This is a genomic window from Algoriphagus litoralis (genome assembly GCF_003259255.1).
Taxonomy (GTDB): domain Bacteria; phylum Bacteroidota; class Bacteroidia; order Cytophagales; family Cyclobacteriaceae; genus Algoriphagus; species Algoriphagus litoralis.
In genome coordinates, this window is the sequence record NZ_QGOL01000019.1 from 1 (window position 1) to 3,794 (window position 3,794).

4 protein-coding genes are annotated in these 3,794 nt (G+C 45.0%); all 4 read right to left on the minus strand.

Annotated elements, in window-relative coordinates:
* Positions 1-591 precede the first annotated feature (591 nt).
* The 4 genes from DK188_RS19305 to DK188_RS19320 all read right to left on the minus strand — a co-directional run bounded on the left by DK188_RS19305 (position 592) and on the right by DK188_RS19320 (position 2,666).
* Positions 592-1,008, minus strand: coding sequence for a putative signal transducing protein (locus DK188_RS19305; RefSeq protein ID WP_111672497.1), 417 nt, complete (start codon positions 1,006-1,008; stop codon positions 592-594).
* Between the two features lie 100 nt (positions 1,009-1,108).
* A complete protein-coding gene (locus tag DK188_RS19310) occupies positions 1,109-1,636 on the minus strand; it encodes an RBBP9/YdeN family alpha/beta hydrolase (RefSeq protein ID WP_111672498.1) in 528 nt (175 codons plus the stop codon).
* Positions 1,637-1,704: 68 nt separating this feature from the next.
* On the minus strand, positions 1,705-2,220 hold the full coding sequence (locus DK188_RS19315; RefSeq protein ID WP_232825776.1) for a helix-hairpin-helix domain-containing protein: 516 nt from the start codon (positions 2,218-2,220) through the stop codon (positions 1,705-1,707).
* A gap of 101 nt (positions 2,221-2,321) precedes the next feature.
* A complete protein-coding gene (locus DK188_RS19320; protein ID WP_111672500.1) occupies positions 2,322-2,666 on the minus strand; it encodes a low molecular weight protein tyrosine phosphatase family protein in 345 nt (114 codons plus the stop codon).
* Positions 2,667-3,794: the final 1,128 nt, after the last annotated feature.

The following is a 3,794-nucleotide window of genomic DNA, read 5'->3' on the forward strand; positions in this document are numbered from 1 at the left end:
TCAAGGCTGGGCTAAATAAATAGCAGGGTACTACAGAATTGGAGCAGGATGTTGAATTGAAAGGAAAAGCCGATTCCAGCGCAATGGAAATGTGGTTTCGGATTACAAATCCTAGGGTAGGGTCTCGAAATTACAAATTTCGAGGAGCTGATCTTGAAATTGCTCCCGATTGCTATCATGGATTGAGGAACGGGCAATCCATCCATAGTCCAGCCTTTCAAGGCTGGGTTAAATAAATTGCGGGGAACGCCAGCGCTGGAGCAGGATGTTGATTTGAAAAGAAAAGCTGATTCCAGCGCAATGGAATAGGTTTTCGGGTTCTAAATCCTTGTGTAGGGCCTCGAAATTACAAATTTCGAGGAGCTGATCTTGAAATTGCTCCCGATTGCTATCATGGATTGAGGAACTGGAAATCCATCCATAGCCCAGCCTTTCAAGGCTGGGCTAAATAAATTGCGCGGAACACCAGCGCTGGAGCAGGATGTTGAATTGAAAGGAAAAGCCGATTCCAGCGCAATGGAATAGGTTTTCGGGTTATAAATCCTAGAATAGATTCCCAATTGCTCTAAAGGATTTGTAGCGAATAATAACTCAACCAGATTTTTTAAACTCAAAATCACAGGCTTTGCACTTATAAACCGTGTTTTGATAAAACGGTAAAACCAACAAAAGGAAAGAGACAATAGCGGCAAGGATCCCTTTGGTGCCACGTAAAGATATGTAGTCACTGAGGAGGTCTTCTGATTTGCATCGTGGGCATTGAATCCGTTCGCCTGCGTCACTGATCCACCTGTTTTTTATCGACTCATCAAGAATTGCGTGGGCCTTTTCGTAATCAGATCGATTGATCTTTAGCTTTATTCCCCCAACAGCGATACTATATAGTGGGTTAAGCCCAACTATATTTTCATCAAATAAAAAGGAGATTATTCCCTCGCTTTCAAGTTTGCTCTTGAGGATATGGGCATCTATCGGATTGTCAAAAGTCTTCAGCGTAATAAATTCCATAGCAATAAGTTCATCTAGTTAAGAGTTTACTAAGGCAGCCTAAGCGGATAAAGTGGATCGGTGAGCGAGAAGGCTGACATCAAGCAAGCTCACCAACTCCTCAACCCAAACGCTTCAGCAGCTCAAGTCCTTCCTCCCAAGCCCCGTGACCTGAGGCGACATTGATATGCCCTGCTGCACCAAGGGAAACGAAAGCACTGCCCCAGGAGGAAGCGAAAAACGCAGCCCGCTCAAACGATACCCAAGGATCATCCGTACTCGCTACCACCAGCGTGGGAAAGGAAATCCTTTCCAAAGGAATAGGTGAAAAGCCGGTTGCGGGAAAGGTGTACACCGGATTTTCGATATCGCTGGGAGCAACCAGCAGGGCGCCTTTTACCACTTTGCCAAATCGCTTGGCCCAGTGGGCAATGGCGGTGCAGCCCAGGCTATGCCCAATCAATACGACCTCCTTCGGGTCAAACTGTTGCACACTTTCCTCGATCTTCTGAATCCAATCCGCACATGCAGGTGCATCCCATTCTTCCTGCTGGATTCGGTGAAATTGCGGTCCGGACTCCTCGAAATAAGTCTGCCAATGTTCGAGTCCCGAATTGCCAAGGCCGGGTACAATCAGGTAGTGGGTCATGGGGTAAATTACTAATTCGTTTCGATCGTAAGGTGGTTTAAAAAATCAATTCAGTCAATGGAAATACGCTACTCCTCGTTAAAGCTGCCTTTTTTGTTTTTGAGTTCATATGTCAAAGTCTCATACCAGGGTTTTTGAGGTCTGCTTTGTGGATACCCATATTCCGCGCGAAACTTTTTTCGTTCTGCAGTAAAGTCCCACCAGGTTTTGGATGGGTCAGCAGTGTTTGCATAATGTACGACCAATCTAAATTGGTCTTCTACACAGGGATCGACCCAATAACCCAATTTTTGTTCGTATTCGTCTGTCAGTTTGCCGCCGTCTTTTGCCTTGAGTTCCTGGAGCGAATAATACCCTAAAAACACCAGGTCTTCGGCAAATTTTATCCCGACAGAAGGAACGGTTTGAAATTCACCTAGGGCAAAGATTTCTTTGGCTCGCTCAGCGCTTGCGCCTAGCAAAACCTCCAATTCGTCAGCTGCAAAGTCCAGAAGGTTTGCGATTTTGATTTTATGGGTTCTCAAATTTGCTTTTTCAGTAGCCGAAAGCGGAAGTTTGATGTTTGCCTTACTTTTCATAGTCATCAAAAGGTAATAATTAGGTTTACTATTCCTGTCTGTGAGGTACAAACTCTGCTTAGGATTAGCTCTCCATTCTTATGAGTTTTTTCAGGAAAGCGAACTGATCAGAGACCATAAGCAGCCCGAAGCGATTGGTTAATTCGGTCTGTCAAAAGATCAATCAGCTCCTCATCCATGTACTCATACTCATCCGGTATATGGAGCACTTCAATAGCAGGCAAGTCCAGATGACGGTATAGCTCCCTGATTTTGCTACGATGCTCGGTTTCCATCACATAGACCAAGTCCGACCAATTCAAGTCAGCCTCAGAGATTTTCCGGTCACTTTTGGGGCTCAGTCCCGCCGAGCGAACATTAAACCGGGAATCATTTTTAAAAATAAACTCACCCGTTCGGCTTCGCCTTTTATTTTTCCCGCAGATGATCAGAATGTTTGGTCTTGGTGTCATGGTGATAGATTGACCAAATGTACTGAAAAGGTCAATTGGTAAAGAATCGCGAAGATTATGGTTTTTGGGGAGGGGGAATTACAAATTCGTTTGGATAGTAATGTGGAGTTACAAACTCCACCTAGTAACCCGAATGATTCTACTCCCAGATGTGGAGATCAATCCCGCCGATGACTATCGAGGATCAAGGAACCGGCAATCCATCCATAGCCCAGCCTTTTAAGGCTGGGTTAAATAAATAGCACGGATCACCAGCGCTGGAGCAGGATGTTGAATTGAAAAGAAAAGTTTATTCCAGCGCAATGGAATAGGTTTTCGGGTTCTAAATCCTTGTGTAGGGTCTCGAAATTAAAAATTTCGAGGAGCTGATCTTGAAATTGCTCCCGATTGCTATCATGGATTGAGGAACAGGCAATCCATCCATAGCCCAGCCTTTCAAGGCTGGGCTAAATAAATAGCACGGTACTCCAGCGCTGGAGCAGGATGTTGAATTGAAAAGAAAAGCTGATTCCAGCGCAATGGAAATGTGGTGTCGGATTACAAAACCTAGGGTAGGGCCTCGAAATTACAAATTTCGAGGAGCTGATGCCGATTGCTATCTAGCATCGAGGAACCGGCAATCCATCCATAGCCCAGCCTTTCAAAGCTGGGCTAAATAAATAGCACGGATCACCAGCGCTGGAGCAGGATGTTGAATTGAAAAGAAAAGCTGATTCCAGCGCAATGGAATAGGTTGTCGGGTTATAAATCCTTGTGTAGGGCCTCGAAATTACAAATTTCGAGAAGCTGATGCCGATTGCTAACTAGCATCGAGGAACCGGCAATCCATCCATAGCCCAGCCTTTCAAGGCTGGGTTAAATAAATAGCACGGATCACCAGCGCTGGATCAGGATGTTAATTTCAAAAGAAAAGTTCATTCCAGCGCAATGGAAATGTGGTATCGGATTACAAATCCTAGGGTAGGACCTCGAAATTACAAATTTCGAGGAGCAGATGCCGATTGCTATCATGGATTGAGGAACCGGCAATCCATCAATAGCCCAGCCTTTCAAGGCTGGGTTAAATAAATAGCACGGATCACCAGCGCTGGAGCAGGATGTTGAATTGAAAAGAAAAGTTCATTCCAG